Below are 17,556 nucleotides of genomic sequence, written 5' to 3' on the forward strand. Positions count from 1 at the left end.
TGCTGAGGTCTAGGCCTTGTTCTTTGGCTTGGGTGATGAGGTTTTGGGCGAGTTGGTGTTCTGTTGTCATGGTGTTATTTTCTCCTGTTGGGGTTGGGAGGGTTTACACCGTTTTCCTGACAGTCCCTCTTATCCACAAACATCTCAACGGTGCGTGTACGGGTTGGTTCAAGATTTGGCTCTTGTTCAAAGTACATGGACTTGCGGTAGTGAAGATCTTGTGCTGATAGGTGCTGAGTGGGCACTTGACCAGTGAAAGTGAAGGGGCCGGTGATGGTTCCTCTGAGGGTGTAGCGGTGAGTGGGGTTAGAAGGGACGAAGTGGTGGTAGAGCTTAAAGCTAGTGTGGGTGTTGGTGAAGGCTGAGAGTTCGATGGCGTAGGGTTGGTTGGTTTTGCGGATGTTGGTGATGGGTTCTGTGGGGGGTGCTGTGGGGGTGGGGATGCGGTAGAGGCGGGTGGCGTGGATGTGGTGGTGTTTTGTGTGGCGGGTCCAGGCGTAGAGGGTGTGGTGGGCTTCTTTCCACCAGCGGGGGCGGGGGCCTATGAAGGGGGCAGGGGTGAAGGAGGCTGCGGTCCAGGTCAACACAAGCCAGCCTAAAGATCCAGCAGACACAAAGCCTGCCAATAAAAATAATAGATTCTCATTGCCGAAGTAATGCAACAAGATGGACGCAACTAGGAGACCTAAGAAAAAAATCCCGCTGGCGCCAAGAATGAATAGGTAGAGGTCCATCCAATAGGGGTCTTTGGTGAGGGCGTAGGTGCGGTTTTTGCCTGCGCCGAGGAGGGCCCAGCCACCAAGACTAATAACAATCAATCCTATACAAAAAAGAATAGCTGGAGTTATCTCGTAGGTTGTCATTAGCTAAGCATTCCTTTTAGTCCGTTAAAAATATTCCACTTATATCTGCTACCCGGCCCCCCTGTCTCCCCTACCCTCGCCCTTTAACCTGCTGGCCAAAAGGTACTACTTGATACCTAGAATGCCATCTTAAATAGTTTGTACCGTGCCCTGCCCGCTTTTAACGCTAAAAACGGGCAGGGCACGGTACAAACTAGGGGGAGGGGTTCATAGGGGAGAGCGTGAGCCTGCAGAACCCCTCCACGAGAAGCTACAAAGCCTAGTGGTGCTTCTTGCCGGGCAGGAAGTGGACCACAGCGGCAATAAGGCCACCCCAGATCAGGCCAATCACCATAGAGCAGAAGGTGTTAATCAGCCAGGCTGCCACGTTACCGAGGGCGGGCAGGTGGTGGCCGTACTCCTCAAGATGGTGCACGAACTGGTAGGGAGCCTCCCACCAGTGCATATCGTAAAGACCCAGCAGAATAATGTGGCCACCGACCCAGAGCATGGCGAACGTACCCACGACAGAAATAACGTTCATGACCACGGGCATAGCCTTCACCAGGCCCAGGCCAAACTTCTGCGCCCCGGCAGATTCACGCTGAGCCATCGCCAGGCCGATGTCGTCCATCTTGACCAGCAGACCCACAGCACCGTACACCAGCAGGGTAATGCCGATACCGACCACAGCCAGAATAGCGGCGCGGGCCCAGAAGCCCTCAGAAGCAACCTCGTTCAGGGCAATCACCATGATTTCGGCGCTCAAAATGAAGTCGGTGCGCACAGCCCCCGAGACAATTTTCTTCTCAGCGTCCTCCCCCTGCACCACCGCGGGGGTTTCTTCCGCGGCGTGCTCCTTCTTCGAGAACATCTCGATGACCTTTTCGGCGCCCTCAAAGCAGAGGTAGGTGCCGCCCAGCATAAGCAGGGGGGTGAGCATCCAGGGCAGGTACTGGCTCAGCAGCAGGGCTGCAGGAAGAATGAAGACCAGCTTGTTGCGCAGGGACCCTACCGCAATTTTCTTGATGATGGGCAGCTCACGCTTGGGTTCGATATTGCGCACGTACTGCGGGGTGACGGCGGCGTCGTCCACCACCACACCGGCTGCCTTCACGCTGGCGCGGCCAGCTGCCGCTGCTACGTCGTCCGCGCTTGCGGCTGCCAGCTTGGCGAGGGCCGCTACGTCATCTAAGAGAGCCGCTAAACCACCGGCCATAGAAATCTCCTCGGGGAACAAATAGGTTTGTGTTGTTCCTAAGAATACTGCCCGGCGGCTCCGGGTGCGCTAAGACCCCGCGCACACTTTGGTGGGCGGGGCCCTCGTTACCTCAAGATGAGGACGCCGGTGGTCGGCTAGGCGCTGACCTCAGCGCTGTCGAAGGTTGCGGTGTCGATAACCACGCGGAACTGCACGTCGCCGGCGACAACGCGCTCGTAGGCGGCGTCGACCTCGTCCACACCAATCTTTTCGATGACGGCGCCGATACCATGCTCGGCGCAGAAGTCCAGCATTTCCTGGGTTTCGGGAATGCCACCGATGTTGTTGCCGGTGAGCACCTTGCCGCCCCCAATCAGGCGGTTCATGTGAATCTCCAGGGCCTCCGGGGGTAGGCCCACCACCGAGAGGATACCGCGGGGCTTAAGCAGGCCCAGGTAAGAATCCAGGTCGATGGGGGCAGAGATGGTGTTGAGGATCAGGTCGAACTCACCGCGGTGTTCGGTGAAGAAACCCTCGTCGGTGGTAGCCAGGGTGCGGGCGGCACCCAGCTTGGCTGCGGCGTCCGCCTTCTTGAGGTTGCGGGAGAGCACGGTGACCTCAGCGCCCATGGCGGCAGCAATCTGCACGCCCATGTGCCCCAGGCCGCCCAGGCCCATCACGGCTACCTTCATGCCGGGCTTAACGCCCCAGCGGGCCAGGGGTGAGTAGGTGGTGATGCCGGCGCAGAGCAGGGGCGCTGCCACGTCGAAGTCCAGGGCGTCGGGAATGCGCAGAACGAAGCGCTCATTGACGGTGACCTTCTGGGCGTAGCCGCCCTGGGTGATGGTGCCGTCTACGTCCTTGGAATTGTAGGTGCCCACAGAGCCGTTCAGGCAGTTATTCTCGAAGCCAGCGGCGCACTGCTCGCACTCGCCGCAGGAGTTGACCAGGCAGCCAACGCCCACGCGGTCGCCCACCTTGAACTTGGTGACGGCAGAGCCGACAGCCTCAACAGTACCCGCGATCTCGTGGCCTACGGCCAGGGGGAAGTGGGCCTCACCCCACTCGTTACGGATGGTGTGGATATCGGAATGGCAGATACCGGCTGCCTCAATCTTGATGACGACATCGTCCTCGCGGGGGTCGCGACGCTCGATTTCGGTGACTTTGAAGGGCTGGTCGGGGCCAAACTTTTGCAGGGCCTTGACTGTGATAGGCATAGAGTCTCCTGAGTGAAGTGGTCTTGTCACCTCTCACTCTACACCTGCCCGCTTCTTGCGCTACCTACTGCGCGGCCGGTTCGCTCTCAGAGTGAGAGCTGGTGGTTTCAGCCAATTCGCGCCGGTCAGAGCGCATGCGCAGCCAGTAGGCTAGGGGGCCAACGATAGGGATAAAAAGAGTGAAGAGCAGCCACTTGAGCTTCTGCGTCTCACTCAGGTGGGGCTGACGGTGCACGGTGAGCACGCAGAAAATGGCCAGGCCCATGGCAAGAAAGAGCAGGGGGTAGAAGAACCAGCCGAAGAGGCTGAGCTGGGTTCCGGTTTCTTCAGCGGCGCGGACGCCCGCCGCAAGTAGGCCTGTAAGGGAAAGGGCGGGGGTGGAAAAGACATCGAGGGGCATAGTGTCCATGGTAGCGGTCAGAGCAGAGAGAAAGGGACCAGATTACTCCCATAGTCCTTGTACACAACACATACAATTCAGAGTAATCTGGTCCCTTTGTGAGGGCAGACTAGGTGTTCACCGTTCTAGGGCGTGGAGCCTACGGTGTAAACCTCTAGGCCTTGCGGCGGCGGTTAGCTACCAGGGCAGCGCCACCGGCAAACAGGGCCAGGGCGCCCGCGCCAGCGATCATAGAGGCGGTGAAACCGGTGTTAGCCAGGCGGCCGGAAGAGCTGCTACCTGAAGAGGTAGAGGTCTTGATGGCGCTGCCGTCCTCAGCCTTGTTGGTGTAGTTGGGGTCCTGTTCGCAGCCTACGCCGTCCTTATCTGCATCCAGGCCCTTGTGGAAGCCTGCCTCGTCGGACTTGATGGGGCGACCCAAAGCGTCCCACACAGCGGCGCAGTTCTCGTACTCAAAAGCGGTAGCTGAGGGGGCAGGTGCAACAACAGTGCTCTCGGAGCTAGGAGCTACGGTCGGCTCAGCAGTCGGCTCAACAGAGGGAGCGACAGTGGGCTCTTCGCTGGGAGCTACAGTCGGCTCTTCAGAAGGAGCGGGAGTGGGTTCCTCAGAGGGAGCAGGGGTGGGTTCGGCAACCTCACCGGTGAAGTTGGCTGAGAGGCGGACGGTGGTGCCAGCAACGCCGGTCGCATCAGTCAGAACAACCTCGTGGGTGCCGTTGGTGATGCCCTTACCTGCCAGGTCAAGGGAAACTGCCGCGGTGCCGTCCTCAGCAACAGCAACGGTGCCAGCCTCAATGCCACCCACGGTCACCTTCAGCTCGGTCAGGGCGGGTACGCCGTAGCTACGGACGTTCAGGTCAGACAGGGAGAAGGTCAGAGTACCGTTGACGTCGTAGCTCTCAGCCAGACCAGCAACGCGCACAGCCTGCTTGGCGAAGTTGGGGTCAACGGTGCCAGCGTTCTTGAAGTATTCAACGAAGGCGTCCGAATCCACCAGGGCGGTGTCCTTGGCGTTAGCGCCCTGGGAGAGGGTGCCGAAGTTGTCGCCGCCGCCCAGCAGGAAGCTGGGGATAGCGACGGTGTAGGTGTCGGCGTCCTCAACCTTTGTGCCGTTGACGTACACATCGAGCACATTGGAACCGCGGCTTGCGTAGCCCTCAGCGTCGGGGGAGCCGGTGTAGGTGTAGGTGACGTTTGAGGAGAAGCCCAGCTGCAGGTAGGGGCGGGTTGCCATCTCGCCTGCCGAGTTCTGCTGCCACTGCTCTTCAAGCACGGTCTTGAGCTGGGCGCCGGTGAGCTCGGTGGTCCAGAGGTTGTTGGCGAAGGGGGTCACGTTGACGATGTCCATGACGCGCACGTTCTTGTTCACGGCCAGGCCCAGTGAGGTGCGCAGGCCGCCGGGCAGCTCATCGCGCAGACCGCCGGGGTTGACGATGCCTATATCGGCGGGGGTGCGGCCGGTGGAGTTAGCAGCAGCCAGGTACATATCCGCTACCAGGTGACCCATGGTGGACTCGTAGTTGCGCATGTCAAAGCCACCCTGGGTGTCCTTGGCGGAGTCAAAACCGGTGGTGATGGGGGCGCTGACCTGGCCAGCTACCACAGAGCCCTGCTCGGTGGCGTAGGCGTTGGCGTTGGTGATGATGGTGTTCACGTTAGCCAGGACGGGGTCAGCAGCAATCTGCTCAGAGGTGGGTGCATCCAGACGCTTGACCAGCTCAGAGGAGTAGGCGGTGACGTTCTTCTCGGCATCCAGAGTCAGCACAACCTTGCCCAGGTTATCGCCGTAGTTGCCGGTCTGAATAACGGGGCGGGTCTTGCCTGCCTGGCCGGGAACTGCGCCATCAATGACGTACTCGGCGTGGGTGTGGCCGGTGAAAATGGCGTCCACGGCGGCGCTGGTCTGGTTGATAATCGCGTCAGCTTCGGGAGCTGAGGTGTCTACACCCTCGTGGTACTCAGCGATAATCACGTCGGCTTCGCCGTTGCTTGCATCGCCGTCAGAGAGCTGGGCGGCGTACTTGTTCACGGCCTCGATGGGGTCGGTGAACTGTACGGACGCCAGCGCTGAGGGGTCAGTCAGCTGCGGGGTTTCGGTGGTGACAGCACCAATGACGGCCACGGTGGTGCCGTTGACCTCGGTGGTGTAGTAGGGCTCCAGGGCGGGGGTGCCGTCAGCCTTCAGGACGTTGGCGCCCAGGTAGGTGAAAGAGGAAGCAGGGATAATGCGGTTGACCAGGTCGTCCATGCCGGCATCGAACTCGTGGTTACCCACGGCGCTGGCAGAAAGGCCCAGGGCGTTCAGGTAGTCCAGAGTGGGCTGATCCTTCTGCACGCTGGAAACGTAGAGGGAGGCACCTACGTTATCGCCAGCTGAGAGCAGCAGGGAGCCGTCGGTGGCAGCGGCACGCTCGGTCTGGATGGTGTTGGCCAGGCCCATAGCAATGCTGGTAGAAATACGACCGTGGAAGTCGTTAATGTTCAGCAGGGTCAGGGTGGTGGTATCGGCTGCACCTGCACCCGGAACGGGGGCAACAACCAGGGCAACAACGGTTGCACCGCTGGCTGCCAGGCCAGCAAGACGGCGGGAGAGAGAAGAAGACATGCTTATCTTTCGGTGAGAATGATGATGTGTGTCATTCAACAGAATAGCCCGCTCCGTGCCGTCTTACCGGTGTTTACAGTAACATTTCGGTGAACAAAAAGCCCTAGCGAACCAGCTCGTGAGCCAGAGCCCGCTCTAATTCCGGCTCAAAGAAAACGTAGCCACTAGCCAAGAGCTTATCGGCACTGGCCCGCTGGCTCGCCAGCGCTAATTCCTTCACTCCCTCTTGCCCCAGGACCAGAGCAGGCACAGCAGGCGGAATAGGGAGCAGGACGGGGCGACGCAGCACCTTCCCCACCGTCTTTGCCAGGGCCTTCGCCGTTACCGGCGTGGGAGCCACCGCGTTCACCGGCCCCTCCAGCTTCTCGGTCAGCACCGCGTGCACATAGATACCGGCAATATCGTCCAGGCTGATCCAGCTCTGCACCTGCTCACCCGAACCAACCCAGCCACCGGTCCCGCTCAAGAAAGCCGGCAGCTGCAGGCGCAACATACCACCCAGGGCAGACTGCACCAGGCCGGTGCGCACGTTAACCACCCGCACCCCTGCCTCACGAGCAGGTTGGCAGGCTGCCTCCCACGCCTGGCATACCTGCGCCAGGAAGCCGCTCCCGGCGTCCTGATTCTCGGTGAGTATCTCTTGGCCCCGGTCAGGGCCGTAGAAACCCACCGCAGAAGCGCAGACAAAAACGCGCGGGGCGGCGTCCGCACCCCTCTGCCGCACCAGGTTGGCCAGGGTAGTTGCCAGCAGGGTCGTGGACTCAACACGGGAGGTAAGAATCTTCTTCTTATTCTCCTCGGTGAAGCGCTGGTTGATGCTGGCCCCGCCCAGGTGAATCACGGCGTCCGCACCCTCAAAAGCGGCGGTATCAATCTCGCCAGCAGACGGATCCCAACGGAACTCGTACTCAGCCTCGGGGGCGCGACGCACCAGCGTGCGCACCGTATGCCCGCCCCCGGTCAGCAGGGCAACCACCTGGCGCCCCACCATGCCGGACGCCCCAGCCACCACGACCGTCAGGGGGTCACTTTCATAGCGCTGCTGGAAATCAAGATCAGCGTGGATACGGCGCTCGCGGGCGGCAAAGACTTTCTCTAGCTGCTTTTGCGCCGCTGCCCGGGCAAGCCGTTCAGCCGCAGCTCCTACCTTTTCCGCGGGTGCTGGCAGCGTGGGAAGAGCTGTGAAGGTAATGCTATCGCGCACCACCGTATCGCCCGGCGTCGACAGAAAATCGTGGGTGTGCTCCCAGGAAGAAAAGGGGCCGCGGACCATTTCGTCAGTGAAGGAATCTGCGGACGCCCGAGTATGGCGAGCTGCCCGCGGCAGGGTCAGCAGGCCCGAGGTCAGGGGCAGGGCCACCCGGGTATGAGCGGTACTTCCCGGTTCCTGAGGACTGCCCTCCTCAACCACAGACCCAGCCCAGTGAGGGGTCGCCCGGGTCAGGGCACCCGGACGCATAAACCAGGTGCGCACAGTTTCCTCGGCGTAGGGGTAGGCGGCGGTATAGGTAAAGTCAGCCATGGGAGCCCTCCTGGGATCAAAGGAATTTTAAGCAACCTTACCTTTTAGGAGGGGTAATGCGCAGCAGGCACGCGTGATTGATAGAAAAGAAAGCTTTCCTAGATAGCCAGAGCGGTTAGTTTCGCCTCCACAGCCTCAATCAGCTCAGCCAGCGTAGTGATGTAATACTTCTCAGCCAGGGTCACCGCATTCTCACCCGGCAGACCATCCGTAGCGAAAGACCCCAGGCCAAAACCCGCCCCCGCATCAAAGCTGCTGGGTGCAGGTGCCACACCGCCTGCGTCCTGGCCAAAAGCGCCCACGCCAAAGGCGGACGCCGGGGCGCTCGCCGCCTCGCGCGTGAGGGTGTACCCGTAGGCGGTCGAATCGGCATAACTGATATTGAGCACATACTCCACCTGCACACCGTCCTCGGAGCGCTCCACCGACAGATCAGCATCGTCAAGGAACTCACCGTCGAGCTCCAGCCCACCGTTGTACTCCAGCGCCCACCCAAACTTACGGGCCAACGCAAAAGCGGTCTCTTTAATCTGGGTATGCTGCGGATCGACGGCCATTGATACTCCTTGCCGAGGCGGATGTTTCGTATCTACTGTACTCGGAGTCAAAGAAAGGGGATAAAGAGAAGTGGAGACGAGCCCTTCCCAGGGGGCTCGCCTCCACTTCGATGCACTGCCCACACCCCTGCGGGCAGCTATCAGAGACGATAAATTTGAAACACACTCATACTCTGAATCGCAGGTCTGTCAGCCCAAACTCTTCCAGACCTACTACACCAAGTATGACACCTCAACCTCTGCAAAACCTGAGATTCTGTAGGTATAAAAGGGGATAAAAACTAGGCAGGTATATAGGGTTGCCCCCTAATTTGGGTCTGGCAAGGCCAAACAAAACCACCCCTAAATAGTGCAAATTTTATCTATCTGTAAAAAATTTCTAGACCTTCAGGGCGTGTTGCCCTCTCTGTCACACGCTTGACCGGTGCTAGAGAGGGCATGGTGGTACAGTCGCTCTATTTCACCTCGTCCAGGTCAGCAGACTCGGGTACCTTGACCCGGGTGTCCATATTCAGAGTCTCACCCCGGAAGAAGGGCTTGAACTCATCCCGTCCCATCAACAGCGCCATCAGGCCAAAACCAATCACAAAAGAAGCTACCGCAGTGACAAAGACACCGCTGGTCCCCAGCATCTGGGTATAGCCGTACTCAGGGTCAGCCATATTGACCAGAGAAATCACCAGAATACCGGTCATCATGAGTCCACCGGTTGCCGGAATCAGCAGACGGAACACCACATTGCGGGCGCTAGTGAAAATATCACCCCGGTAGTACTTGATGCAGGCGAAGGATGTCACCGCATAGTACAGGGCCACAGCCACACTGGCGGCCTCAATCGTATCGGCCAGCATGTTCTCGCTGATGTAGGTCATGCCCGCGTAGAAGAGAGCCGAGCAAACACCCATGTAGACGGTAGAAGTCTTGGGGGTCTTGAACTTGGGGTGAACATCGCCGAACTTGGCCGGAATTGACCGGTAAACCGCCATAGCAAAAATACCGCGGGAAGAGGGCAGAATCGTGGTCTGGCAGGTCGCCAGAGCAGATACAGCCACCGCCAGAATGATGATCCAACCCCAGGAGCCCAGGGCGGCGTCCTTAAAAGGGGTGAAGACGTCGTCCGAATTATCGGGGTTAGCCAGGCCAATACCGCCTGAACCTGCCCCCGCATACATCAGGGCTACCACGGTCACGAAAACGTAGGTGACCACCAGGATGGAGCTAGAAAGGACGGCTGCGCGGCCGGGAGTGCGGTGAGGGTCCTTGGTCTCTTCGGCAATGGCCAGGCAGGTGTCCCAACCCCAGTAGATGAAGATAGCGATGAGAACAGCCTGAATCATTCCGTCAAAGCTAGCCTCAAAGGGGTTAAACCAGCTGGACTCAAACTCAAAGCCTGTCACTGCACCCGATGCCAGGGAATTAAAGACACCCAGAGCCAGCAAAACAATCGCCACGTACTGAATGCCCACCAGCAGCCACTGGGTCAGTGAACCAGCCTCAATATTGCGGTAAGAAATCCAGGTGGTTAGGGAAATTACCAGAACGCCGGTCGCCACGATGACGTGCTTGTTGTGGGCCAGATCGTCCTGCCCCATCAACAGCCAAAAATAGATCGCCGCAATCTGGGTCTGATTAGCCATAGCAATCACGCCCGCCACGATAACGCCCCAGCCAGAAATCCAGCCGGTCTTCGGCCCAAAAGCCTTAGCGCCCCAGGTGAAGACCGTGCCTGAATCCGGCACCGCCTCGTTCAGCTCCTTATAGGAGAGCGCCGTCAGGAGCATAGGGATAAAGCCCAAAATCAGGGCTATGGGGGCTTGATAGCCCACGGCTATCACGATGAAGCCAATAGAGGCAGCCAGTGAGTACATGGGGGCGGTTGACGCAACCCCGATGACGGTTGAAGAAGCTAGCCCCAGGCGCCCTGCGGCGAGGCCTTTGTGGCGGAAGTCGTTGGTCATTGTCGCTAAAGATCATCCTCTGCGGTGCGGTGGGCGTAAGAAGCCCGCCCCGGTGGCGGTTAAGAACAGCTTTCAGTATAGGGGTTTAAAACCAGGACGCCGCCGCTCACCTTCCCTGCCAAGGGGCAGGGTGGCGGGCGACGGCGTCCTAACGGGGTAGCTACCCGAAGGGTGAACTACTTGCCGCGGGCGGCGCGCTTTTCAGCCTGCTCGCGGTCGTAGGCCTGCCAGTATTCGCGCTGGGTGAGCTCGTCGGTGCCGTCCCAGGCGTCCAGGTTCTTAATCTCGGGCAGGTCTGAGGCCTGGAAGATCGGTTCCAGGCCGGCCTTGCGCTGGGCCTCGTAGTTGCGGAGCACCTTCATGACCTTAGGCATCAGCAGGCAGACCGCGGTCAGGTTGACGATGACCATGCCGCCGTTGAGCAAGTCGGCGAGGTTCCACAGCAGATCCAGTGAAGCGATGGCACCGAAGAACACGAACAGAATCACGATGACGCGGAAGATGTTCATGGGCAGGTGCTTCTCGGTGACGAAGCGGATATTGGACTCGCCGTAGTAGTAGTTACCGATGATGGATGAGAAGGCGAAGAGGGCAATCGCCACGGTCAGGAAGTGAACCGCCCAGGGACCCAGGTGGGTCGAGAGAGCGGTCTGGGTGAGAGTGCCGGAGGCATCGCGGTTGCCGTAGGGGATATCGCCGGCTACCAGCACGATGAAGGCGGTCACGGAGCAGACCAGCATGGTATCGAAGTAGACACCCAGAGCCTGCACGAAGCCCTGCTTGGCGGGGTGGGAGACGGACGCAGTTGCACCGGCGTTGGGGGCGGTACCCATACCGGCCTCGTTGGAGAGCAGGCCGCGGCGCATGCCCTGGGTAATCACACCGATGAGGGTGCCGGTCACGAACTCTTCCAGACCGAAAGCACCGGCGAAGATAGCCCCCAGTACAGCGGGAACCTCACCCAGGTTCATTGCAACAATGATCAGACCCAGAATCAGGTAGAGAACTGCCATGAAGGGAACCAGGATCTCGGTGACCGAGGAAATGGTGCGGATGCCGCCGAAGATAATAAAGCCCGCAATGACCGCGATGATAATACCGAGGGTGACGCGGAATCCCATGCCGTTGGTACCGCTGATGTCAACGCCGAAGGAGCCAGCTGCTGCCCCCACGATGGAGTTGGTCTGCACGGCCACGAACACGAAGGCGTAGGTGATCACGATGAAGGCAACGAAGATGAGACCCAGCCAGCGAGCGTTGAGGCCGCGGGCCATGTAGTAGGCAGGACCGCCGATGTAGGAGTCCTCACCTTTGCGCTTGTAGAGCTGACCCAGCAGGGATTCTGCGAAGGCGGACGCGGCACCGATGGAGGCGATGACCCACATCCAGAAGACAGCGCCGGGACCACCCAGGATGATAGCCATGGCAACGCCGACGATATTACCCACACCCACGCGGGAGGCTGCCGAAACTGTAAAGGCGCGGAAGGCTGAGATGCTCTTCTTGCCGTTGTACTCGGTACCTGCCGGGTCCTTGAGGGTGCGGAACATTTCGCCAATCAGGCGGAACTGCACACCACGTGTGGCAATCGTGATGCCCAGGCCTGCTGCTACCAGGACAAAAAGAAGAAAGTAGGCCCAGAGTGCATCTGAGATGCCGGTGATCATCTCGGTTGCTCCAGCGGTGGATTCATTGATCCAGTTCACTGCCTTGAGCAGAGTATCCATGCGTGCTCCAAATCGTTATAAGGGCGGACCGGTCCGGGGTATGGGTGGGCCGGTTGCACTTGGTGGGGCGCCTTAGCTGCGGCACGGTGGGCAGTAAGGGCGGAGAATCACCGGCGCTAGGGCGGTGAACACTAGGGGTAATTCTCACAGCTCGCTTGCGATTGTGCAAAACAGGTACGGTGTGATGTTGCCGTTTCGCTCTTAGAATTCACCCTAGAAGGGGACCGCAAAACCTAAAAGGGACCACGTGATATGCGGTCCCTTTTAGGTTTTGCGGTCCCCTTGCAGGTGTGCTGGGGTGGGCGGACGCTAGGCGCCGGGGCGGGGTGCGTCCGTGTTGTCGGTGAAGACGTCGGGGATGCCGTCCTGGTTCTCGTCCACGCTTTCCTTCAGGGCGACTTCCTTGTAGTGCTTGTTGCGGATCGACAGGATGGCGGCACCCAGAATTGCAGCAATGAGGGAGCCGATCATGATGCCGACCTTGGCGTCCTCGGTGTGCAGGGAGCCTGCCTCGAAGGAGAGTTCGGCAACCAGCATGGAGACGGTGAAGCCGATACCGCCGGTGACTGCCAGGCCAATGACATCGATCCACTTAATATCGGGGTCGAGATTAACCCCGCGGAAACGGGTAATGAGCCAGGTGGTGCCGGTAATGCCAACGGTTTTACCCAGCACCAGACCGACCATAATACCGATGGCAACGGAATCTGCCAGGGCGGTTTTGAGACCGTCCCAGCCGCCAACGGCTACACCGGCGGAGAAGAAGGCGAAGACGGGGACACAGAAGCCGGTAGAGAGCGGACGCAGGCGGTGCTCCAGGGTCTCGGCCAGGGAGGCGTGAGCATCAGCTTGCTTGGCCTGGGCGGTCATGCGGACGGGGACGCAGAAGCCCAGAATGACGCCCGCGATGGTGGCGTGAATGCCTGACTCTAGGAAGAGAGCCCAGGTGATAAGCCCCAGGGGTAGCAAGATGACCCAGGCCGCCCACTTTTTCTCGTGGAAGAACTTCTCATGCTTGTGAGTCAGCCAGAAATATAGCCCAATGGGAATGATAGAGATAATCAGGTACCAGGCGTGGAAGTTACTGGTGTAGAAGAGGGCGATAATAACGATGGCAATCAGGTCATCGACCACAGCCAGGGTCAGTAGGAAGGTGCGCAGGGCCGCGGGTAGGAAGGTGCCCACACCGGCCAGCACGGCCACCGCGAAAGCGATATCGGTAGCGGCGGGAATAGCCCAGCCGTGCACAGCGGTCTCATTGCCGTGGTTGATGGCGAAATAGATAATAGCCGGGGTCATGGCACCGCCGAAGGCGGCCGCGATGGGGACGACGGCTTTACCCGGGTCACGCAGGTCGCCCACCACGAACTCTTTTTTGAGTTCTAGACCGGTGAGGAAGAAGAAGACCGTGAGCAGGCCGTCAGCGGCCCACAGATGCACGTTCATCATCAGGTGGCTGAAGCCGGGAATGCTCAAGCCCAGCTCGGTATCGCGCACACTCTCGTAGAAATGTGCGGCTTGGGAGTTAGCCAGAATAACGGCGAGCACGGTGGCGGCGAGCAGAATAAAACCACCCACCGATTCCTTGCGCATAATCTCTGAGACGCGGCTGGTCTCGGCGTACGATCCGCGGGAAAAGAGCGGGTCCTTGTGAGGCGTCTGAGTCATGCCTCTCCTTAGGTCGGGTAGGTGTCATCACTTGCTTCAGGTTCCATTATGCTCCTTTAGCCCAGCTAATGCCGGAATCTGAGATGCAGAACTGCACACCGGCGTCCGCCCCGTTTGAAAAGCCTCCGCGCATCTGTCCCGCACGCAAGGGGACCGCATAACCCAAAAGGGACCGCAAATTATGCGGTCCCTTTGAGGAAATAAGGTCCCCTTGAGGTAGCGGGGGGCGGACGCTAGGCGCCGGGGCGGGGTGCGTCCGTATTGTCGGTGAAGACGTCGGGGATGCCGTCCTGGTTCTCGTCCACAGTCTCCTTGAGCGCAACCTGCTTGTAGTGCTTGTTGCGGATTGACAGGATGATGGCACCGAGCAGGGCGGCAGTGACCGAGGCGGTCAGAATCGCGACCTTAGCGGCGTCGTTGTAGTCGGAGCCCAGGCCGAAGGACAGCTCGGCAATCAGCAGGGAGACGGTGAAGCCGATGCCGGCCAGGGTGGCTACGCCGATGACGTCAATCCAGGCGATATCGGGGTCGAGGTTGGCACGACGCAGGCGGGTAATGAGCCAGGTAGAGACCGTAATACCGATCATCTTGCCGAAAATTAGGGCCAGAATGATGCCGTAAGCAATAGGCTCGGTGACCGCGTCAATGAAGCCCTGGAAGCCGCCGATAGCGACGCCCGCTGAGAAGAAGGCGAAGACGGGGACGCAGAAACCTGCGGAGAAGGGGCGCACGCGGTGCTCCATGACCTCGGCCAGGCCGTGGTGGGCGTCCGCTGCTTCGGTGCGCTTGTTCTTGCGCACGGGAATCATGAAGGCCAGAATGACGCCCGCGATGGTGGCGTGAATACCGGAATTGAGGAAGAGTACCCAGACCACAAAACCGATGGGCAGCAGGATGAACCAGGACGCGGCGGGGGAGAGGTGGAAGAGCTTCTCGCCCTTGCGCGCGATCAGGGCGTAGAGGGCAATCGGAATGATAGAGAGCGCCAGGTAGCCAATCTGTAGGTCAGAGGTGTAGAAGAGGGCGATGATGGTGATAGCGATGAGGTCATCGACCACGGCCAGGGTGAGCAGGAAGGTGCGCAGGGCAGAGGGCAGGTGGGAGCCGATAACAGCGAGGACGGCCACCGCGAAGGCGATATCCGTTGCTGCGGGAATAGCCCAGCCCCCGAGGGCCTCAGAGCTGCTGTTGAGGTTGACCAGTGCGTAGATGATGGCGGGCAGGGCAACGCCACCTGCTGCTGCCACGATGGGCACCAGGGCCTTGCCGGGGTTGCGCAAGTCGCCCTCGACAAATTCCTTTTTGAGTTCAAGGCCGACCAGGAAGAAGAAGACTGCTAGCAGGCCGTCCGCTGCCCAGTGGCCGATGGAGAGTTTAAGGTGCAGCCCCCAGAAGTCAGCGCCCAGGTAGCTGTCGCGCAGGCCGAAGTAGTGCTCGGCGGCCGCTGAGTTAGCAAAGATGAGGGCGAGGACGGTGGCAACCAGCAGGATGATGCCGCCGGTGGATTCCTTGGAGAGGATCTCTGAAATGCGCTGGGATTCCTTGTAGGAGCCGCGCGATAGGACGGTGTTTTCTGATGACATAAACGCTCTTTGAGGTCGATGAGTAACGATAAACCGCCTACTCACCGGCCGCTTCTGAAGAGTTACCGGGGCGGACGCCTACAGCGCCGCGGGTGCCTACCTTCAGGTGGGGCGGTGGTGAGTTGGGCGGGCCGACCAGTCTTCCCGGCACACCTTAGTAATCTAGCTTATCAAATGCGAGGTGAGGAGGGGAATTAGATAACGGGAACAAGTTTTGGGAGCGAGCCATGCTAGCAAGAGGACGGCTTGAGGGGTACCTACCGAGACCTGGAGGCAAAAACTAGCCCTAAATAATCGATATTTTTCGCAAAACGCGCCAACACGGGTGCACCAGAAGCAGAAACCCTTTCGAAAGAAACTTAGACTAGGTATAGACAACCCCCAGTCCTCCCCATTGCACCGACCAGAGGAACCATGAGCGAAGAAACCCCCGCAGCCGCTACCGATGCCACCCGCTGGCTGACTGAAGAAGAGCGCGAAGGCTGGCTCTTCATCTCATCCATTATGTTTAACCTGCCCGGGCAGCTTGAAAGCCAGCTGCAGAAGGACTCGGGTCTCAGCTTCGTTGAGTACATGGTTCTAGCTATGCTCTCAGAATCTCCCCAGCACAAACTCACCATGACCGACCTGGCTCGGCAGACCAACACCCTGCTACCTCGACTGTCACGGGTGGTAACCCGCCTGGAGAAAGACAATTTTGTAGAGCGCAGCACCTGGGAGAAAGACCGCCGTGTGTCTATCTGCCACCTACTACCTGGCGGTCTGGCTAAGGTGCAGGAAGCTGCCCCCGGCCACGTCGAGGCTGTTCGCCGCATTATCTTTGATCAGCTTAATGCCCGCCAGGTGAAGTCCCTCGCCAAAATCGGTGAATCAGTCCTGGGGGACAAGCCCAGCACGGTCATTAACGTCTCAAATGTAGCTTCTCTTGACTAGATGATTTAAACCCCTGGTGGTAACAGCTGCGTCTATGCACAGCTCTTATCCACAGCTTTTAATCTGGATTATCTATTAAAAGGTGCCCCGGTCAGCCTGTTTGGGCGGCCGGGGCACCTTTTATCCCCACCTGTGGATAAGTCTGTGAACAATATCCACTTAAAGCGTGGAAAAGTACTGCCCCCTGTGGGTAAAAACGCTCAAAAGTGCGCTCATCACCGAGTTGAAGTGCCTAAAAAGTATGTTTTCCACAGCACTTATCCACACCCGTGGATAAGTGACACCGGTGTGATTTTCGAACAACACCGGTGTATTTTCGAAAGACTAACCCCCGAGTTGCCCCATTCTGCCCTGTATTCTCTCGAACATCTTCGAAACTCCCACCCGTGTAATTCGAATATCCCCAGTTTTATCCCCACCTGTGGATAACTTTCCCAGTTCTTAAGTGGAAAACTGTGGAAAACCCGCTGCCGGCGTCCGCCTGCCCCCTTTCAGCCGTTTTGCCCACGGCTAAACAAGGGGACTTATCAAGTAACCTCCCGTGACCCCGCGCGCCCCAGTGTGTAGAGTTAAACCCAGAAAGACCCAAAGAAGGGCCTTCAACGAAAGGAATGACCATGTCAGAAAAGTACGTTCTGCCTGAACTCGACTACGACTACGCAGCCCTCGAGCCCCACATCTCAGCCCGCATCATGGAGCTGCACCACTCCAAGCACCACGCCACCTACGTCGGCGGCGCCAACACCGCCCTGGAGAAGATGGAAGAAGCCCGCGAAAAGGGCGACTTCGCTAACATCGGCAAGCTCTCCAAGGACCTAGCCTTCAACCTGGGCGGCCACACCAACCACTCCATCTTCTGGAAGAACCTCTCCCCCGAGGGCGGCGACAAGCCCGTCGGCGAGCTGGCAGCAGCTATCGACAACGACTTCGGCTCCTTCGACGGCTTCCGCGCCCACTTCGAAAACGTAGCCCTCACCATCCAGGGCTCAGGCTGGGCTATTCTGGCCTGGGACACCGTCGGTAAGCGCCTCGTCATCGAGCAGCTCTACGATCAGCAGGGCAACATCTCCGTTGCGCTGATTCCCGTCCTGCAGCTGGACATGTGGGAGCACGCCTTCTACCTGGACTACCAGAACGTCAAGGCTGACTACGTCAAGGCCTTCTGGAACATCGTCAACTGGGAAGACGTCGCAGCCCGCTTTGACCGCGCTGTCTCCCAGACCAAGGGTCTCATCATTCCCGAGGCCTAAAACCCTCGCACTCCGTGTGCAGGTGAAAAGCCGGGTGCCGGCGTCCTTCTCAGCAGAGCGGACGCCGGCACCCGGCTTTTAAGGGCATAA

General features: G+C 59.2%; 13 protein-coding genes. 2 read left to right on the top strand and 11 right to left on the bottom strand.

Annotated features, from left to right (window positions below):
* Positions 1–74: 74 nt before the first annotated feature.
* The 11 genes from L7A20_RS06560 to nhaA (L7A20_RS06610) all read right to left on the bottom strand — a co-directional run bounded on the left by L7A20_RS06560 (position 75) and on the right by nhaA (L7A20_RS06610) (position 15,283).
* On the bottom strand, positions 75–863 hold the full coding sequence (locus L7A20_RS06560; protein ID WP_237222833.1) for a hypothetical protein: 789 nt from the start codon (positions 861–863) through the stop codon (positions 75–77).
* Between the two features lie 259 nt (positions 864–1,122).
* A complete protein-coding gene (locus tag L7A20_RS06565; protein ID WP_237222834.1) occupies positions 1,123–2,061 on the bottom strand; it encodes a DUF808 domain-containing protein in 939 nt (312 codons plus the stop codon).
* 137 nt (positions 2,062–2,198) lie between these two features.
* The gene (locus L7A20_RS06570; RefSeq protein ID WP_237222835.1) at positions 2,199–3,263 is read right to left on the bottom strand and encodes an NAD(P)-dependent alcohol dehydrogenase; all 1,065 of its coding nucleotides are present in this window, start codon (positions 3,261–3,263) and stop codon (positions 2,199–2,201) included.
* A 64-nt stretch (positions 3,264–3,327) separates the two neighbouring features.
* Positions 3,328–3,672, bottom strand: a complete 345-nt coding sequence (locus L7A20_RS06575) for a PLD nuclease N-terminal domain-containing protein (RefSeq protein ID WP_237222836.1) — start codon at positions 3,670–3,672, stop codon at positions 3,328–3,330.
* Positions 3,673–3,817: 145 nt separating this feature from the next.
* On the bottom strand, positions 3,818–6,268 hold the full coding sequence (locus L7A20_RS06580) for a 5'-nucleotidase C-terminal domain-containing protein (RefSeq protein WP_237222837.1): 2,451 nt from the start codon (positions 6,266–6,268) through the stop codon (positions 3,818–3,820).
* Positions 6,269–6,371: 103 nt separating this feature from the next.
* On the bottom strand, positions 6,372–7,790 hold the full coding sequence (locus tag L7A20_RS06585; protein ID WP_237222838.1) for a TIGR01777 family oxidoreductase: 1,419 nt from the start codon (positions 7,788–7,790) through the stop codon (positions 6,372–6,374).
* Between the two features lie 98 nt (positions 7,791–7,888).
* Positions 7,889–8,347 (bottom strand): hypothetical protein, encoded by a 459-nt coding sequence (locus tag L7A20_RS06590; RefSeq protein WP_237222839.1) that lies wholly within the window; start codon positions 8,345–8,347, stop codon positions 7,889–7,891.
* Between the two features lie 455 nt (positions 8,348–8,802).
* The gene (locus L7A20_RS06595; protein WP_237222840.1) at positions 8,803–10,305 is read right to left on the bottom strand and encodes an APC family permease; all 1,503 of its coding nucleotides are present in this window, start codon (positions 10,303–10,305) and stop codon (positions 8,803–8,805) included.
* A 176-nt stretch (positions 10,306–10,481) separates the two neighbouring features.
* Positions 10,482–12,032, bottom strand: coding sequence for an alanine/glycine:cation symporter family protein (locus L7A20_RS06600; protein WP_237222841.1), 1,551 nt, complete (start codon positions 12,030–12,032; stop codon positions 10,482–10,484).
* A 309-nt stretch (positions 12,033–12,341) separates the two neighbouring features.
* Positions 12,342–13,700 carry a Na+/H+ antiporter NhaA gene (gene nhaA, locus L7A20_RS06605; protein WP_237222842.1) on the bottom strand — a complete coding sequence of 453 codons (1,359 nt, stop codon included), beginning with the start codon at positions 13,698–13,700 and terminating at the stop codon, positions 12,342–12,344.
* Between the two features lie 233 nt (positions 13,701–13,933).
* Positions 13,934–15,283 (bottom strand): Na+/H+ antiporter NhaA, encoded by a 1,350-nt coding sequence (gene nhaA, locus L7A20_RS06610; protein ID WP_237222843.1) that lies wholly within the window; start codon positions 15,281–15,283, stop codon positions 13,934–13,936.
* Between the two features lie 414 nt (positions 15,284–15,697).
* On the opposite strand from nhaA (L7A20_RS06610), the gene L7A20_RS06615 reads away from it, so the two are divergent.
* Positions 15,698–16,216 carry a MarR family winged helix-turn-helix transcriptional regulator gene (locus L7A20_RS06615; RefSeq protein WP_237199677.1) on the top strand — a complete coding sequence of 173 codons (519 nt, stop codon included), beginning with the start codon at positions 15,698–15,700 and terminating at the stop codon, positions 16,214–16,216.
* A 617-nt stretch (positions 16,217–16,833) separates the two neighbouring features.
* Positions 16,834–17,466 carry a superoxide dismutase gene (locus L7A20_RS06620; protein ID WP_237186488.1) on the top strand — a complete coding sequence of 211 codons (633 nt, stop codon included), beginning with the start codon at positions 16,834–16,836 and terminating at the stop codon, positions 17,464–17,466.
* Positions 17,467–17,556: the final 90 nt, after the last annotated feature.

The sequence above is a fragment of the Rothia nasimurium genome (assembly GCF_928381415.1).
Taxonomy (GTDB): domain Bacteria; phylum Actinomycetota; class Actinomycetes; order Actinomycetales; family Micrococcaceae; genus Rothia; species Rothia nasimurium_H.